The following is a 14,987-nucleotide window of genomic DNA, read 5'->3' on the forward strand; positions in this document are numbered from 1 at the left end:
GATCCAACCCGGATCAGTCATTCAGTCAAGGGGAGACAGCCACGGCCAGAGGCGCACCCGTCAGGAGAGTGATCCATGGGAAGCGCCACCGGCAACCACTGCCTTGCGCGGTCCACCTTTTGAAACCTGCTTGCTTCGGCTGCTCCGAACAAAGACCATGCAAATTGTGGGTGCTTGAAAATGCGGTGGAGGCGTAGTACAAAATAGGGGCTTCATGACAGCTGCGAAGGTATCCGAACCCGGAAGGTCCTTCGTGTGCCCAAAGTCAATTTCCGTCTTGAGGAAGCGCTGCACCTCGCGCTGATGCGGCGTGCGCGCGCTGCCAACCTACCGCTGTCCCGCTTCATTCGCCAGGTGCTCGAACAGGCGATCGACGAGCGCAAGCGCTATGTCTTCTCCTCGCAGGATGAAATCCTCGCCACCTCCATCCAGATCCTCTCGATCCTGGCGACTTCGGTAGGAGGTCGTTCGCCCGAGGCCCTGGAACAGGGCATGGCCCAGGCCCGCAGCATTCTCGCCGAGCGTGGGCTCCTCGGCGAGGAGGAAGGACGGTGAGCATCTTCCGCAACGATACGCTCGGCTCATGGACGCGGGGCGGGCAGGCGATCGTCCACAATGTCCGCATGACCACGCAGGTCTTCTACCAGACCCTGTTGGCCGGCTTCATCATATGGCTGATCGGCACCGTCTGGTATGCGTTCGAAAAATCGACCGAATATGAACGGTTCGTCCTGGTCAAGCTCGCCGAAGCGATGATCAAGGTCGATGCGGCGGGTGGCACCAACGATCCGGTGCAGTTCCGCACACCGGAAGGGCGGGACTATTGGACCTCGGCTGACTGGCTGGTCGCTTCTCCCCTGGCGAAAAAGACCCTCCATGCTTTCGAGGTCTATCTTCTCCATGGCGCATTGATCTCGGGCCTGTTCGCGCTCGCCATGCTGGGCTGGGCCTGGTTCTACTTCACCCGAACGGGGAGAGGCCTTGGCTCCAACGAATATCTGCGCGGTGCGCGTTTCGGCACCATCCGGCAGGTGAAGCGCGCCCTGTGGCGTCAGACCAAGGGGCCGCTGGTGATCGGCAATGTCCCGGTGCCGCAGGCCTATGAACCCGAGCATATCCTGCTCTGCGGTGCGCCCGGTACCGGCAAGACCAACCTCATCGTCGGCATGCTCGAGGGTATCCGCAAGTCGGGCCGGCGCGCCATCGTCTATGATACGGCGGGCACCTTCGTCGAGAAATTCTACCGCCAGGGCACCGACATGCTGCTCAATCCACTCGATCAGCGCACGGCCCGCTGGTCGCCCTGGGTCGATGTCCCGCGCGACTATCACTACGACCAGATTGCCGAATCCACGATCCCCGACAAGCATGGCGATCCCTTCTGGGCGAAGGCCGCGCGGGGCACACTGGTCGCGGTGATGCGCAAGCTCGCCCGCCAGCAGCATACCTATGTCTCGGTCCTCCTCGACAGGCTGCTCCGTTCGAAGCTCAAGGACCTAGCCGCCTTCGTGACCGGAACGGATGCAGCCGCCTTCATCAGCACCGAGGGCGAGCGCACATCCGCCGGCATCCAGGCCGAACTCGCCTCGGTGATGCGCAGCTTCGGTTATCTGGATGATACCGAAGACGGCTTCTCGATCCGGGATTGGGTGGAGAAAGGCGCGGAGGGAAGCTGGCTCTTCATCACGGTGAAGGCCGATCAGCTTCCCTCTCTTCGACCCCTGATCACCGTCTGGCTCGATATCGCGATCAGCGCGATCATGAGCCTGACGCCCGATCGCGATCGGCGCCTCTATTGCGTGATCGACGAATTGCCCACCCTGCAAAAACTGCCGAGCCTCTCGGACTTTCTGGCCCGCGCCCGCAAATATGGCGGTTGCGGCATATTGGGTTTCCAGTCCTATCCGCAACTCGAAGCCACCTATGGTATTCAGGATGCGGCCGCTATCACCGGCTATTGCTCGACCTGGGTAGCACTGCGCGCCAATGACACGGCGACCGCCAAACATGTTTCTGAAAATCTAGGTCAGGTCGAACAGGTCGAGGCGAACGAAGGAATGTCCTACGGCGTCAACGATATGCGCGACGGCGTCAATCTGTCGCGCATGCAGGTGACGCGGCCGCTGGTCATGCCGACCGAGGTCACCAATCTGCCCAACCTTGTCGGCTTCCTGCGCTTCGGTCGTAACCTCCCAGTGGTCCGGTTCGACAGTCGATTTAACGAGGTGCCGACGCTGGGGCCAGCCTTTCTCGAACGCACGGCGCCGCCCATTCATATCGACAAGGCGAAGACGCTGGTCCGCATCGCCCATGCCGAGGCGGTCGTGCGTGAGGCGATGGAGCGCGAGGGGTCACAGCCTCCCCAGTCGCCCCCGAAGCCGCAAGGCAAGCCATCGACAGGATCGCCAGCGGCCTCCGATGCGACTCCCACGCCCCCCGCACAGCCGGACCTGTTCGTGCCTCCATCGGGGCATATCGATCCGGCCCGAGTAGAAGAAATATTGCTGAACGGCGAGAATGCGGAGCTTGGCGTGCCGGCTCGCACGCTCTGGACGATGCTGGCGGGCAGGCAGGGAGAAATCCGTTCCGACCTTGTCCAGCATGGCCGTGACGATGGTCCGCGTGAACCGGCGAGGCCGGCATGATCCAGCCCCAGCGCCTTCATGGCAAGCCGGCCAATATTGCGCGCTATTATACGGTTGGCGACTATTACACCAAGGGCGGCAACGAGCCGTCCGAATGGGGTGGCAAGCTTGCAGCCGATCTCGGTCTCTCCGGCGCCGTCGAGCCGAAGCTGCTGCGTGACCTGCTTGCCGGAAAGGTCGGCGACCAGCAACTCGGTCGTCACCGCGCGAACGGCGAAATCCAGCATCATCCGGGTTGGGATTTTGCCGTCAATGCACCCAAGTCCGTGTCCATTATGGCGCTGGTGGCGGGCGACGAACGAGTGCTCGCCGCCCATGAACTTGGCGTGACCGCCGCCATTTCTTATCTGGAGGAACAGGCGCAACTGCGTCATCGGGCCGAGGGCGAGATCGTCCACGAGACGACAGGCCGCATTCTGGTCGCCCGTTTCACCGAGCATGGCAGCCGGGAACTCGATCCGCATCTTCATACCCATCTCGTCGTCCTCAATATGACCAATCGCCAGGACGGTGATCCCATGGCGAGCCTGGAAAGCCGGGTCATGTACGGGGAGCAGCGCGTCGCGGGGCAGATCTATCGCAATGCCCTGGCCTTCGCCTTGCGGGAGGCTGGCTACCAGATCGACTTCGATCCGCGCACGGGCCTGTTCGAAATACGCGGCGTCCCCAGGGAACTGATGGAGAATTTTTCCCAGCGTGCGGAGCAGATCGAGGAGCATGCCCGCGAACATGGCCTGGTCGGCCAGAAGGCGCAGCGGGCGTCCTTCTATGCAACCCGCAAGGCCAAGGTGAAGATCGCCTATGATGCCCTCATGGGGCAATGGCATCAACGGGCCGGCAAGTTTCTCGATACGCTGGAACAGACCGCATCCGTCTCCCGGAGCCAGGAAGGCGAACATGCCGCGCCCAGCGAACGCGAGGCATCGCGGGCCGCGCTGTTCGGCTTGCGCCAACTGGAGACGGCCGAGGCAGTCAACAATCTGGGCGATATCCTGCGCACCGGTCTTGCCGCGCATGTCGGCGAGGTCCGGCTTGAGGATGTCCGCCCCCGGATTGAGAGTCATGAAGTCGTGCGCAAGCTGCTGCCCACCCATGAGCAGACCGGCGACAGGATTCTGACCCGGGGACGCACCAGCCGCAGATCCTGGCGACTGGAACTCGCGCTGACCCAGCATATCGCGCTAGGCCTTGGCGATGGCCGCCCGATCGCTTCGAGCGACCGCCTTCTGGCCGTGCTGGAAGGGACGTCGCTCAACAGCGAACAACAGCGCGCGCTTGTCGAGACCGGGCTCACACGTGATCGCGTCACCGCGATTCACGGTGTCGCTGGCTCCGGCAAATCAACGCTGGTCCGGGTTCTGGGAGAAGCAGCTGAACCCGGAACGACGCTGATCGCGCTGGCGCCCACATCCTCGGCGGCCGCCGAACTGGGTAGCAAGGCGAACATCGCCTCCCATACCGTCGCCAGCTTCGTGGCCCGGGGCGGGCAGGGGATCACCGATCGCCATGTGCTGGTGCTCGATGAGGCCGGGCAGTTGGGAAACCGCCAGGCTAAGCGGCTACTGGAGATCAGCAGGGCGACGGGCGCGCGACTTCTGTTCCTGGGCGATGAAAAGCAGACCGGGGCGATCGAGCAGGGCAAACCCTTCTGGCTGATGCGCAGGCTTGGCTTGCCGACGGTCGAGCTGACCGAGGCCGTGCGACAGGAGACCAGGTCGATCAAGGCGGCCGTCACCGCCGCGCGTACCGGTGATTTTACGCAGGCGCTGGCAAAGCTCGACAGCGTCAGCACCGTTACCGACAATGAGAAAATGGCCGAGCAGGTGGTTGCGGCCTGGGTTCGGCTCAAGCCGGATTCGCGGGCCGGCACCAATATTCTCGTTCTCGACAATGCGACCCGGCTCATCGTCAATAGCAAGATCCGCGAGGCGTTGAAGGCCGAGAGCGGATTGGCGGCCGAGGACAGCAGGCTTTCGATCCTTGCCCCGGCGGGCCTCACCGACATCGAAAAGCATATGGCCCGCTTCTATGCCACAGGTCAGGTCGTTCGCTTCGACCGCGATGTGACGCGGCTCGGCGTTGCCCGGGGCGCCGACTATCGTGTCGTGGGGCTCGGCAGGGACGGTAATGGCCGGCAGGTCGTGCGGCTCGTTGACGAGAATGGACGCACAATCCGCTGGGATCCGCAGACAACCAAAGCCCGGCACATCAATATCTTCAACCCCGAGGAGCGGGAACTCGCCGAAGGGGATCGCATCCAGTGGCGCCTGGTCAATCGTGAGCTCGATCTGCGCAATGCCGAGCGCGGCACGGTCGAGAAACTGGATGGAACTATGGCGACGATCCGCTGGGACCGGACCGGCAAAACGCAGCAGGTCGATCTGTCGGAGCACAGGACCTGGGACCATGGCTATGCGGAAACCGTCTATTCCTCCCAGTCCAAGACCTATCCGCGTGTCTTCGTGCTGGCGCCGGTCGAATCTCCGCTCGTCAACGCTCAGAATTTCTACACCGCGATCACCCGCGCGGCCTTCGGCGTCCGGCTCTGGACCAACAATGTCAAGGAACTGATCGCGAAGCTCGAACGCCAGTCAGGAGAGAAGACCTCATCCTCGGAAGGACTGGACCGCATGCAAGCGGACCGCGTGGGCGCCTTCTCGAAACGCCAGGCAGACCATCTGGAGGGTCTCAAGACCGAGCAGGAGCGCATGCGAGCCGAGCGGCGCGACCGGGCGCTCGAACGCCAGCTCGACAAGCGTGAACGACCACCCCGTGGCGCGGCCGAGCATCTCGCGGAAGGGGCGCGGAGCATCGCGCAGGTTCTCGACCGGTTCCTGGGCGGGATTCTCGATCATGCACGCACGCAGCGGGACACCGCCCAGGCCAGCCCGGACCAGGCAAGCCGCGCCCCCGTGCCACAGCCCGAACCCTCCCACGGTCCCGAACGATAAGGTCATCACCCATGTTGCTTCCGGTCATTGCCTTCATTTTCATTCTTCTTCTGCTCGCTCTGCGGCACTATCGGACGCCCCTTCGCCATCGCTGGCGACGACGGCAGGCAAGGGTCATGGCCTCGCAATTCTGTGGCCGCGACCGGCTGCAGCCTCCCCAGCTCCTTTATGCCCGGCTGCGGGCCATGGACCCGCTCGCCTTTGAAGAGCTTCTGCTGGAAAGCTTTGAGCGGCGGGGTCACAAGGTGGTGGGCAACCGCCGATATACGGGCGATGGCGGGATCGATGGCCAGGTCGTGATCGACGGCGCGACATGGCTGATCCAGGCGAAGCGCTATGCAGGCGCCATTCGGTCCGAGCATGTCGTTGCCTTCGATACGCTCTGCCAGTCCCGCAGATGTCGTGGCCTGTTCATCCACACCGGGCGCACTGGGCCGCAAAGCCGGCTTTCCGTCAGCCATTCCGGCGTCGTTCGGATCATTTCCGGGCGGGCGTTGCTTGCTTTGCTGACCGGTGGGCCGATTTCCGACCTGACCCTGACGGCAGGCGTAGAGCCGGTGCGTTCCACGCCGCAGATAAGGAAGATCCGCTGATGCAGAAATATCTGCCATTCGCATGGGCTATCCTGTTCAGCATCATATTCTTGCCGCACGCGGCATTGGCAAAGGCGCGCAGCGGGGACGATGAGCGTCTCATCGGCTCTTGCATTCGCAAGGCGTCGCTCGGCCAACCCTGGCTGGAAAAGACGCTGTGGGGATTGCGCGATCAGGAAGCGGGCTGGATTGGAGCGCAAGTGCGCAACAGCAACGGCTCCCATGATCTCGGACCCCTTCAGATCAACAGTTGGTGGGTCCCGCGCATCGCTGCAAAGGTGCAGCGAACGGAAGCACAGGTGCGCAACTGGTTGCGCTTCGACGCCTGTTTCAACGCGGAAGCTGCCCGCTGGGTATTCTTGTCGGCCCTGCGATCGACAGGAGATTATTGGAAGGCGGTAGGCGTCTATCATAGTCCCACATTATGGCGCCAGCGTCGATATACGAACGCCGTGGCTCAGCATTTACGGGGAAGATTTGGAGCTGATGTTTTTCGGTGAACTAGGGCGTAGTGACGATTTAACTATTTGAGCCACATGGCGATGGCCGCGATTTTGACGAACCCCGTGAAGTTGACGAGCAGCTTGTCATATCTGGTGGCGACACGGCGGAACTGCTTGAGTTTGGCAAAGAAGCGCTCGACGCGGTTGCATTCCTTATAGAGATGGGTGTAGCGCGACAAACAGGATGAGGATTCGTATTGCCTCACTGAGAGATGTTCCCGACCGATGGTTCGGTTGCCTCAGCGGAATGTTCCCTTAGCAGATTTGTATTCTGCAAGCCAGTTCAAGGACATGTGGGGCGAGAGCCGGCGAAGCGTAGCGCAGCCGGCTCTCGCCCCACATGTGCAAAAATTTCGCCAGCCTCGGTCCGGGGGCCGAAGACCAGGCGCTGTGCTTCTTCGGCTCGCCATATCTTGAGCCGGCGCTGAATGGTCCGCAAAAGCTTGTCTGGATATTGACCAGGGTGCTCCCGCTGCAAGCGTTCCATAAGTTCGCGCCCTGTCCGCCATGGCTCGGCCCGATACCAGGCGTGGAGCTGATCTGTGACGGCCACCACCGGGTCCGGCCGGCGTCGGCCGCGCTTGGTCTGCGATTTTGCTCGAGCCGTTGGTCTTGCTTCCCCGAGCTGCCAGGCAGTCCGCAAACCCACAAAGAACTGATCGAGCGTTGTGTCATTCGCCACGACGGCCTCACCGGGCTTGTCGGCCAGCACGACAAGCCGCTCCTGACAGTCTCGGATTTGGCGCAGCAACTTCACGGGATCGAGGCGTTCCAGTGTCTCGGCGAGCTGGGAACGAACCGCATCGGTCGTCCTGGGATCATCGATCAGGCGTTGGGCCGGCGTCGCCGGTTTGTGATATCGTTTCGTCACCTTAGCGCCGTCGCGGTGCTTTTCCGCGAGCTTGAAGGATGGCTGGAAGAAGTTCCCGTAGAACCGTTGCAAAGCATAGAGTTCGGCCAGCACGCTGGTCGCCGCGATACCCTCGAAGCGGCGATAACCGACTATGCGGCGCACAATGGCCCCATTTTTCTGTTCGACCCAAGCCTGGTCATTCTTGCGGTAGGGTCGGCAACGGGTGAAGGTGATCGAGTTCGCCACGCACCAGTCGCGCACCGTCGGGTTGAGGAAGACGCTGTCATTGTCGGTGTCGAAGCCAAGCACCGCCATCGGCAGCTGTCCGCGCAATTCGTTGAGCACCGCCACCAGTAAATTCTGCTCACGGAACAACAGTGGCGCGCATTCGGTCCAGCCCGTGGCGATATCCGTCAAAACCAGCGTTTGTGCAAAGCTCCCTTTCGCCACTGGCCCGCTGTGCGAGACCAGATCTGCCTCAAAATGGCCGGGCGCCGGATCATCCCAGTCGTCGAATGTCCGGATCGGGATACTACGCCGTAGGGCGGATTGCCTGGCAGTCCGGCGCCGCGGGGCGCCTGTCGCCGTCGCGCGGATTTCCTTCAAGGCGCGGTCGATCGTCGCCGGGCTCATCTGCAGCAGTCGCTCTTTTACTTCACCGTCGAGCTCGAGATGGCCGCTGCGTTCCATCGCGCGCACCAAAATCGGAATCATCACCTTCAATCGTTTCGAACAGATGCGGTCGGAGGCCTCCCACAGTACCGTCAGCGCCTCGCGGACCGCATCATTGTAAAGGCGTCGACCAAGACGAGAGCTTTGGGGCGTGGCCCGTTCTGATCGCATCAGGCGCATCCCATGCTTGCGGCAATAGCCTGTGATCCGGACAAATTCATCGAGGATGCGGCTCTTTTCCCTGCGCCCCGCTGACCGATATCGATCTCGGACCGCCGAGATCAACTCCTCCCGTGTTGCCATGCTCACCTTCCTCATTCTGATTCTCCCGACGCCGCTGGCTCGGGAACATTTCTGATGAGGCAACACTCAATTCAAAGGAGCATTTCTGGCGAGGCAATGCGGCAAGGATCTCGTTCTCATCCTGATTGTCGCGGATGGTCTCGAGGACTTTCGGAGTGGTGTAGGCGGCAGGACGTCCAGCCCCGGTGCGGCGGGCCTGAGCCGTGCGCCGGCGATAACTTTCCACGTTCATCTCGAAGATCGTGGCGTGATGCACGAGCCTGTCGACCGCAGCGAGCGTCATTGCCGGGTCCGGGAAGACGCGGTTCCATTCACCGAAGGGCTGGTTGGCGGTGATGAGCAGGGATCTGCGCTCGTATCGGGCACTGATCAGTTCGAAGAGGACAGAGGTTTCCGCTTGGTCGCGTGAGACGTAGGCGAAGTCGTCGAGAATGAGCAGATGATACTTGTCGAGCCTGGCGATTGCGGATTCTAGCGTCAGTTCGCGGCGAGCCACCTGCAGACGTTGGACGAGGTCAGAGGTGCGGGTGAACAGTGCTCGCCAGCCATTTTCCACCAATGCCAGACCGATCGCCGCCGCCAGATGGCTTTTGCCCCCGCCTGGCGGGCCGAACAGGATGAGATTGGAACCCTGGTCGAGCCAACCATCGCCGGCGCACAGGGCCATGACCTGTGCCTTGGAGATCATCGGCACGGCCTCGAAGGCGAAGCAGTCCAACGTCTTGCCCGCCGGCAGGTGGGCTTCAGCCAGATGACGCCCGATCCGGCGACGATCGCGTTCGGCGAGTTCGTGTTCGGCGAGAGCTGCAAGGAACCGGCTCGCGGGCCATCCTTCCTTGTCCGCCTGGGCTGCAAAATCGCCCCAGATATGCTTGATGGTTGGCAAGCGCAGTTCATTGAGCATCAGGCCCAGGCGCTGTGCGTCGATCATCGGAGCCGTGCTCATGCCGCTTCTCCCTGTTCGATCAGCCCGTTGTAGATCGAGAGCGAGACCATCTCGACCACGACTTCAGGCAAAGTGGCGGGATCGGGGCTGAAGCGGGCCCGAAGTGCCGACAGGCATGGGATCCTGCGGATTGCCAGGTCCTCCTCCAGGATATGGGACAGCTCCGCCTCGCAGGCGCGCTCGTGGGCCATGGCCAGAAGCTCGACCATGATCCGGCAGGCTTCTTTCTCGCCCACAGCTTCCAGCAAGTGCTCGAACATGAGGCGGTAGGGCGCGCGGGGGAACAGGCTGTCACGATAGACCAATCCCCGCAGCGCCATCGGCTTGCGGCGCAGGGAATGAATGACATGGCGATAATCGACAACGTGGCCGTGCTTACCGTTCACACCGGCGCGGCCGCGCTGCAGGGTCATGAGCCTTGTGCCGCCGATGAAGACATCGAGACGGTCGTCGTAAAGGCGCACGCGCAGGCGATGTCCGATCAGGCGCGAGGGGACCGTGTAGAACACCTTGCGCAGGGTGAAGCCGCCCGAGGACGTCACTGTCACGAGGACTTCCTCGTAATCGGTAGTCCGTGCGTTCGGGAGGGGTTGCAGCGCCTTGCGCTCAGCATCGATGCCGGGACCGTGGCGCCGGTTCCTTGCGGTCACGACTTCGTCGATGAAGCGGCGATAAGCGGCAAGGTCGGTGAAGTCCGTGGTCCCGCGCAATAACAGCGCGTCCTTCACTGCAGCCTTGATATGGCCGTGGGCGCTCTCGATCGCACCGTTCTCGTGGGCAATGCCTGTGTTGTTGCGCGTCGGCTCCATTCCATAATGGGCGCATAGGGCGTCATAGCGCTTGGTCAGGTCGGCCTTCGCATCTGCGTCCAGGTTGCGGAAGGCGGCCGACAAGCTGTCGGTACGGTGCAGCCTGGGCGCTCCGCCGGCAGACCAGAGCGCATTCTGCAGCCCTTCGGCCAGGGCGACGAAACTCTCGCCGCCTAGAATGACGTGCCCATGTTCAAAGCCGCCGCAAGGCAGGCGGAAGTGATAGAGCAAGTGGTCCAAAGGCGCCCCGGCGATGGCGACCTCCAGATCGTTCATGCACGTAAAATCGGACATGCCGAGCCGCCCCGGCTCATGAACCTGCCTGAAGATGACTTCCCGATCCTGGCCGTTCAGAGCTCGCCAGTCGCGAATACGCCTCTCCAGGGTTCGTCGTGAGCCGAACTCGGTATCCGGGTACCGGCGGCGCAGTTCCTCGAAGATCGCGACAGGACGAAGACCGGGGGCGGCCTCCAGCATCGGCACGACAACCTCTTCGAAAATGCCCGATAGCGGATCAGGGCGCCGTCGGCCGCGCGGTGCCTGTCGCTGGGAAGGCAGGCGCGCATCCTGCAGCACCCGATAGCCGGTCGCCAGGCTCTATGCGGCAGGTCCATGCAGAAATAGTGAAACCGAACCAGCTTGCCATCGATGATCCCGTCGGCCTCGCCAAAGTCCACCTGGGCGTGGCCCGGCTTGTGGCTCAGCGGGATAAATACCTCGCGACTGCGCAGCTTGGCACCGGCCACATAATCGCGAACAATCGTTATGCCGCCGGTGAAGCCATGCTCATCGCGCAGCCGCTCGAAGATACGGGCAGCAGTGTGCCGCTGTTTGCTATGGACCGTGCGATCATCCTCCAGGATCTTGTCGATAATGTCCGTAAATCCGGCCAGCTTACGACCGTAGGTGCGACCACTTCGGCCATGTGGAGCTGGCTCCGGAAAGCACAGCATCTTGTCGATAGTCTTGCGGTCGATCCCGAAATACCGGGCGGCAGCGCGACGGCTCATCCCGTCAATCAGTACGGCGCGGCGGACCTTCTGATAAAGCTCCACTCTCTTCATCCTTCCACCTCCGCACAAAAGCGAAGGTCTAACAGGACTGGCCCTTTTTTATCCCGCTGCTCCGGTCCGGTCCGTGGCCCCTTTTATTCCCGGTGTTCTCACTGGCCATGTTCGCCAGGGTTCGGCTTGCGAATACGCAGTTGAGAGTGTTGACCACTTTTCCAGTGGATCGTCAAAATGACTGTACGTTGCTCTTCGTCGACATCGGCGACGATATCAGTCACGAGAGCGCGCAGGAGTTGCTGGCGACAACGCATATCGACGTTTGGTGCGCGCCAAGCAGCCTCCAGGTCAGTGGCAATGCCCGCAAAATCCGGGATCGGGATGCCAAGGTCGATTTGTCGTGCCTGTGTCAAAGCAGCTTCGCAGGTTTCCACACGCCTGAGCGCCGCTTCCCAACCCTTCCCGAGTTGGGCTGTGATCAGGCGGTTGTCAGGGTCGCAAGCGGCATAGCGGCGCTCGGCGAGAGATGCCTCGTATCGTGCTTGCTGCAAGTCCAGCTCCACCATGCGGTGTCGCTCTTCCAGATTATCCCGATGCACCCGGTCAGCTTCTGTCGCGGCCTCGATTGCTATTGGCGTTATGGCGCTCAATACTCTTTGCCGATAGCAGGATCGATCCGAGACGCGCCAAAAGTCATGCATCGGGGTTTGGCGGTTCTCCGGCATTTCGGGTTGATAGTCTTGCATTGATAATAGGGATGGCTTGGCCCCCCCTATCACTAACAGACAATCGCCTTCCGCATCGGCCACAGGTGAGCAGACCAGCGAGCAACGCCTGAACTGTCTCCATTTCCGGGTTATGCTGAGATGCCTGACCGAGCATCAGGCTCAGGCGCTATGCATCGATTGTGCGAACTGTGCTCATGCGCCTCTCTCTGTTCGACAAAGCTCGTCGTAGATCGCGAGCGAAACCATCTCGACCTCGACTTGGAGCAACGCATTGAGCAAGGCAAGGCCTATTGGCTGCTCCAGCAACTTGGACTACCGACCAGCCAGGGTTTGATCGAGAGTCATCGTCGGTATTTTCGGTGATTTCGCCGACCGGCGGCATCCGGCCCGCCGATCGCAAGCGTGTCAGTCGTGCGCTGAGCCTTGCCGAGCGGGAGGAGATATCGCGGGGCCAGAGCGTCACTGAACCCTCGCGTGCGATAGCACGGCGGTTGGGCCGGGCGCCTTCGACGATCAGCCGGGAAATCAGACCAATGGCGGCGTTGCACGGTGTCGGGCGACCGCGTCCGATCGGGCGGCATGGGACCGTGCCTTGCGCCCCAAGCTGGCTTGCTCGCTATCACTGGTACACGCAGTATCGGCCAAGCTACGCCGCAAAGTCGGTTCTCCGATCTTAATATCGATGCATGATTCTTCCATAACTTTCTTCGAGCATGATGAGCGGCGATCTACACTTTTGAGCGAGCCGCCGCGACGGCTTCGCTTAGAGGAGAATTTGCCGAGATTGCTTGCGAGGCGCCTATCCAGCCCCCATCGACCTGTAAGTCGCATCCGGTCACATAGCTCGCCTGCGGAGACGCAAGAAAGGCGATCGCCTCCGCCACTTCCGCGGCTGTTCCCGAGCGCGGGATCGGGGCGAAGAGCAAGGCTTCGCGAGAGGCTTCGCTGCGCCCCATTTCCAGCAGTCCCATCGGCGTATCGATGCATCCGGGAGATATCGAGCAGATCCGGCGCCCCTCTCTCCCGAAAGGCGCGGCGAGCCGCCGTGCCATGCGCAGGATACCCGCCTTGGACAGCGCATAGGCCATGCCCGGCAAGGCGGCTTCGCTGCCGACGATCCCGGCTAGCCGTGCGGCGAGATCGGGTTGGTCCGGCTGGTCGAGCATGGCGGTTATCTCGGCGTTCTCGACCAGCGCGGTATGCGCTGTCATCGAACTGATGACGATCGCCGCGCCGCCACGGACGAGGCGCTGGCCGAGCCGTTCCACGGCGACGGCGGTGGCCGTGAGGTTGACGGCAAGGATGCGCTCGAAGCTGCCCATGCTGGGGGATAGGCCCGCCGTTATCACCAGCGCGTCGATTTCGGGCAGGCTGTCGGCGAAAGTTGCGAGATCCGCTTCGTCCGACATGTCCAGCGCGGTGGCCTGCGCGCCGAATGCCGCGCGAAGTGGATCGAGCGGCGCGGTCGAAAGGTCGGCGAGGATCAGTTCGTAGCCTTGTCGATGAAGGACTTCGGCCGTGGCGCGGCCGATGCCCGAGCCGGCGCCGAGAATGCAGGCGATAGGTTTGGTCATGCTTGCTCCGGTGCTTGCAGGTGAAGGTCGAGCCGCGTCCTTGCGTGATACCGCAGCGACAGCGCCATCAGGGTGAAGGCGAGCGGCACGGTGATGGCGCCGATGATCGCCAGCGAGGCCGACAGCGGGTGCGTGAAGCCGGTCAGGCGATCGCTCATGTAGCCGGACAGGATCGGTCCCAGTCCGGTGCCGAGCAGCGCGGCGGTCATAGCCATGATCGCCATGACCTGCGCGCGCAGATGGCGCGGAGTGACGTACTGAAAGGTGAGCGAGGAAAGACTCGTCACGCAACTGACGAGGAACAGTGCCGCGCCCATCAGCGTCAGTTCCAGATAGAGCGAGGATGTCAGCAGCCCGAACGCCGCGAGCGGCCAGACCAGAGCCAGCGCACACAGGATGACCCGCAGTACCGTCCCCGCCGGATCCTGCCTTGCAAGGCGCGATACCAGCATTCCGGCGGATAGAGTCCCGGCGGCTCCGCAGATGAGGTAGACCGGGCCGAACAGCCGTCCCACTTCCGCCTCGTCGATGCCCTTGGAGCGCATGATCGCGGCGGGGAGCCAACTGATGTAGCTGGCGAGAAGGATCATCACCGCCGCCATGGCAAGCTGGTAGAGCACGAAAATCTGCCAGTGACGGCCGAACAGCGCAAAGACTTCGCCGAAGCCGGGCGGGTTCTCCTTCCGTGAGGGTACAGCTTTGCGGTCGATGATGAGCAGCAGAAGGGCAGCGGGTATCAGGCCCAGCGCGCCGACGATCAGGAACACCGCCTGCCAGGCGTCGATGGTGCTCAGTACCGGCACCGAGCCGGGTTCGAGACCATCCGCCCAGGCATAGATCGCCCCGCCGAGTCCGAGAGCGAAACCACCGCCGATGAACGGCGCGAGCATGTAGAACGAGGTCGCGGTGGCCAGTTGGCGGCGGTTGAAGCGGTCTGACAGCGTCGCCAGCGCGGCGGGGGTGAGACCAGCCTCGCCCACAGCCACGCCGATGCGGGCAGTCATCATCTGGCCGAAGGTGCCCGCGAAGCCACAGGCCATCGTCATCACGCTCCAGGCCGCGACGCACCCGCTCATCACCCGCGAACGGCGCGTGCGGTCAGCCAGCCATGCCAGCGGCAGCGTCGCGGCGACGTAGAAGAGCGAGAAGCTGACGCCCTGGAGCAGTCCGAACCGGGTGTCGTCGATATGCAACGCCGTCTGGATCGGCGCGATCAGCAGGCTGATGACCTGCCGGTCGAGATACCCGATGGTGTAGCAGAACGCGAGCAGTCCGGCGACGAGCCAACTCCGCGCGCTGGCCGGTGGCAGGTCCGCAGGCACTGGGGAGCCCTCAGGCATCGATGACATATTCTCTCCCGGATGACGCGGTTCGCCGCTTTTATGCTTGCTTGGTATGATTCT

General features: G+C 62.5%; 10 protein-coding genes and 4 pseudogenes. 6 read left to right on the top strand and 8 right to left on the bottom strand.

Features of this window, described 5'->3' with window-relative positions:
• Positions 1-255: 255 nt before the first annotated feature.
• Genes WBP06_RS27095 through WBP06_RS27115 form a run of 5 tightly spaced genes read left to right on the top strand, consistent with a single transcriptional unit; the run spans position 256 to position 6,689 of the window.
• Positions 256-555, top strand: a complete 300-nt coding sequence (locus tag WBP06_RS27095) for a CopG family transcriptional regulator (RefSeq protein ID WP_395335630.1) — start codon at positions 256-258, stop codon at positions 553-555.
• A complete protein-coding gene (locus tag WBP06_RS27100; protein ID WP_395335632.1) occupies positions 552-2,645 on the top strand; it encodes a type IV secretion system DNA-binding domain-containing protein in 2,094 nt (697 codons plus the stop codon). The genes WBP06_RS27095 and WBP06_RS27100 overlap by 4 nt, the downstream gene beginning before the upstream one ends.
• On the top strand, positions 2,642-5,596 hold the full coding sequence (gene mobF, locus WBP06_RS27105) for a MobF family relaxase (RefSeq protein ID WP_395335634.1): 2,955 nt from the start codon (positions 2,642-2,644) through the stop codon (positions 5,594-5,596). Before WBP06_RS27100 ends, mobF begins: the two co-directional genes overlap by 4 nt.
• An 11-nt stretch (positions 5,597-5,607) precedes the next feature.
• Positions 5,608-6,189: a restriction endonuclease gene (locus WBP06_RS27110; RefSeq protein ID WP_395335637.1), complete on the top strand. Its 582-nt coding sequence runs from the start codon at positions 5,608-5,610 to the stop codon at positions 6,187-6,189.
• Entirely contained in the window at positions 6,189-6,689 is a 501-nt protein-coding gene (locus WBP06_RS27115) for a lytic transglycosylase domain-containing protein (RefSeq protein ID WP_395335639.1), read from the top strand. Before WBP06_RS27110 ends, WBP06_RS27115 begins: the two co-directional genes overlap by 1 nt.
• Positions 6,690-6,712: 23 nt before the next feature.
• On the opposite strand, the pseudogene WBP06_RS27120 reads toward WBP06_RS27115, so the two are convergent.
• From WBP06_RS27120 to WBP06_RS27145, 6 genes and pseudogenes are all read right to left on the bottom strand, one after another.
• A pseudogene (locus tag WBP06_RS27120) lies at positions 6,713-6,853 on the bottom strand (IS5/IS1182 family transposase); the annotation flags it as partial.
• A gap of 122 nt (positions 6,854-6,975) precedes the next feature.
• Entirely contained in the window at positions 6,976-8,535 is a 1,560-nt protein-coding gene (locus WBP06_RS27125; protein WP_245892799.1) for a transposase, read from the bottom strand.
• A gap of 82 nt (positions 8,536-8,617) precedes the next feature.
• A pseudogene (gene istB / locus WBP06_RS27130) lies at positions 8,618-9,466 on the bottom strand (IS21-like element helper ATPase IstB); the annotation flags it as partial.
• Positions 9,463-10,872 (bottom strand): annotated as a pseudogene (istA, locus tag WBP06_RS27135) (IS21 family transposase); the annotation flags it as partial. The pseudogenes istA and istB, both read right to left, overlap by 4 nt.
• Positions 10,873-10,877: 5 nt before the next feature.
• Positions 10,878-11,339: pseudogene (locus tag WBP06_RS27140) on the bottom strand (IS21 family transposase); the annotation flags it as partial.
• A 98-nt stretch (positions 11,340-11,437) separates the two neighbouring features.
• A complete protein-coding gene (locus tag WBP06_RS27145; RefSeq protein ID WP_395335642.1) occupies positions 11,438-11,932 on the bottom strand; it encodes a hypothetical protein in 495 nt (164 codons plus the stop codon).
• A 437-nt stretch (positions 11,933-12,369) separates the two neighbouring features.
• Here WBP06_RS27145 and WBP06_RS27150 point away from each other — a divergent pair, with 437 nt between their 5' ends.
• Positions 12,370-12,687, top strand: a complete 318-nt coding sequence (locus WBP06_RS27150) for a helix-turn-helix domain-containing protein (RefSeq protein ID WP_395335645.1) — start codon at positions 12,370-12,372, stop codon at positions 12,685-12,687.
• A 51-nt stretch (positions 12,688-12,738) separates the two neighbouring features.
• Here WBP06_RS27150 and WBP06_RS27155 read toward each other — a convergent pair whose 3' ends face one another.
• Together WBP06_RS27155 and WBP06_RS27160 are read right to left on the bottom strand one after the other, a co-directional pair.
• Positions 12,739-13,584, bottom strand: coding sequence for an SDR family NAD(P)-dependent oxidoreductase (locus WBP06_RS27155; protein WP_395335648.1), 846 nt, complete (start codon positions 13,582-13,584; stop codon positions 12,739-12,741).
• Positions 13,581-14,933 carry an MFS transporter gene (locus WBP06_RS27160; protein WP_395335651.1) on the bottom strand — a complete coding sequence of 451 codons (1,353 nt, stop codon included), beginning with the start codon at positions 14,931-14,933 and terminating at the stop codon, positions 13,581-13,583. Before WBP06_RS27160 ends, WBP06_RS27155 begins: the two co-directional genes overlap by 4 nt.
• Positions 14,934-14,987 lie beyond the last annotated feature (54 nt).

The sequence above is a fragment of the Novosphingobium mississippiense genome, assembly GCF_044029535.1.
Lineage (GTDB): Bacteria > Pseudomonadota > Alphaproteobacteria > Sphingomonadales > Sphingomonadaceae > Novosphingobium.

Coding starts and splice junctions, on each gene's coding strand:
- mobF (WP_395335634.1), top strand. CDS start 2,642: ATGATCCAGCCCCAGCGCCTTCATGGCAAGCCGGCCAATATTGCGCGC.
- WBP06_RS27110 (WP_395335637.1), top strand. CDS start 5,608: ATGTTGCTTCCGGTCATTGCCTTCATTTTCATTCTTCTTCTGCTCGCT.
- WBP06_RS27115 (WP_395335639.1), top strand. CDS start 6,189: ATGCAGAAATATCTGCCATTCGCATGGGCTATCCTGTTCAGCATCATA.
- WBP06_RS27125 (WP_245892799.1), bottom strand. CDS start 8,535: ATGAGGAAGGTGAGCATGGCAACACGGGAGGAGTTGATCTCGGCGGTC.
- WBP06_RS27155 (WP_395335648.1), bottom strand. CDS start 13,584: ATGACCAAACCTATCGCCTGCATTCTCGGCGCCGGCTCGGGCATCGGC.
- WBP06_RS27160 (WP_395335651.1), bottom strand. CDS start 14,933: ATGTCATCGATGCCTGAGGGCTCCCCAGTGCCTGCGGACCTGCCACCG.